Annotated in this window: 2 protein-coding genes; both read right to left on the minus strand. The window is 59.2% G+C overall.

Annotation, left to right across the window (positions count from 1 at the left end):
- Nucleotides 1-259: 259 nt before the first annotated feature.
- Nucleotides 260-1,144 carry a formyltetrahydrofolate deformylase gene (gene purU, locus VL202_RS17085; protein WP_325465287.1) on the minus strand — a complete coding sequence of 295 codons (885 nt, stop codon included), beginning with the start codon at nucleotides 1,142-1,144 and terminating at the stop codon, nucleotides 260-262.
- A 77-nt stretch (nucleotides 1,145-1,221) separates the two neighbouring features.
- On the minus strand, nucleotides 1,222-1,549 hold a 328-nt coding region (locus VL202_RS17090; protein WP_325465288.1), incomplete at its 5' end, for an electron transfer flavoprotein subunit alpha/FixB family protein.

Below are 1,549 nucleotides of genomic sequence, written 5' to 3' on the forward strand. Positions count from 1 at the left end.
CAAACTCGTTGTCGATAATGTGGTGCAGTGGTTCACGCTTGGGCGAGCGCTGACGCCGGTGGTGGTGTAGGGTCTCATCGGTAAGGTGTTCAGGCGGTCCCGTTAATCGCCGGTCGATTGCCGGTGTTGCGAGACGAGCGTAGTCTGGGCTGATGCAATCACCATCGCCACTCATCATCAGCTACTAGCGCCACCGTTTTCCGCAACAGATCATCTCGAATGCGGCGACCATTCTACCATCACCGATTACGCTCATGGTTCATCCCATCCGTTCTGACTTGTAGGAGCCAGAGGTCGCTGCAAAAATGATGGTCTTGTCGCCGTTCATGAACACGCGGTGATGGATGTGGGCGTGCACGGCACGCGCTAGCACCTGGCTCTCCACATCGCGGCCGATCGAGACGTAGTCGTCCGGTGATTGCGCATGGGTGATGCGGGCAACGTCCTGCTCGATGATCGGACCTTCGTCGAGGTCTTCGGTGACATAGTGAGCCGTGGCGCCGATCAGCTTCACGCCGCGCTCGTAGGCCTGCTTGTAGGGGTTGGCACCCTTGAACGATGGCAGGAAGGAGTGGTGGATGTTGATGATCCGGCCCGACATTTTTTTGCAGACGGCATCCGACAGCACCTGCATGTAGCGGGCGAGCACGATTAGTTCGGCACCCGATTGTTCGACCACTTCCATCAGGCGGGCTTCGGCCTGCGGCTTGTTTTCCTTCGTTACCTTGATGTGGTGGAAGGGGATGTCATGGTTGACGATCACCTTCTGGTATTCGAAATGGTTTGAGACGACGCCGACGATATCGATTGGCAGGGCACCGATGTTCCAGCGATAGAGCAGGTCGTTGAGGCAATGGCCGAAACGCGAGACCATCAGCAACACCTTCATGCGGTGTTCGCTGCTGTGCAGCGCCCAGTTCATCGCGAACTTCTCGGCGACGGGTTTGAAGTCTTTATTGATCGCGGTATGATCCACTCCCTCCTCCGAGATGAATGTCAGCCGCATGAAGAACAGGCCTGTCTGCAGGTCGTCGAACTGCGACGAATCGACGATATTGCAGCCGATTCCGGCGAGATACCCGGTCACCGAAGCGACAATGCCGCGCGTGGATTTGCAGGAGATGGTCAGGACATAGGCGGACATAGCAGGTCTCTCAAAGGCGAAAAGGGGGCGGGGCCGCACGAGTTCGCGCGGCCGCCTTGGAAAGAGCGATTGTTGGCTCAGAGGGCCTTCTGCAACTCGGGCAATATGTCGAAGAGATCGCCGACGAGGCCGTAGTCTGCGACCTGGAAGATCGGGGCTTCCTCGTCCTTGTTGATGGCGACGATGACCTTCGAGTCCTTCATGCCGGCCAGATGCTGGATGGCGCCGGAGATGCCGACCGCGATGTAGAGCTGCGGTGCGACGACCTTGCCGGTCTGCCCGACCTGCCAGTCGTTCGGCGCATAACCGGCATCGACGGCAGCACGGCTGGCGCCGACGGCGGCCCCGAGCTTGTCGGCGACCGGCAGGATCACGTCCTGGAATTTTTCCGAGGAGCCCAGCGCC

This window comes from Pararhizobium sp., from assembly GCF_035497515.1.
Classification (GTDB): Bacteria; Pseudomonadota; Alphaproteobacteria; order Rhizobiales; family Rhizobiaceae; genus Pararhizobium.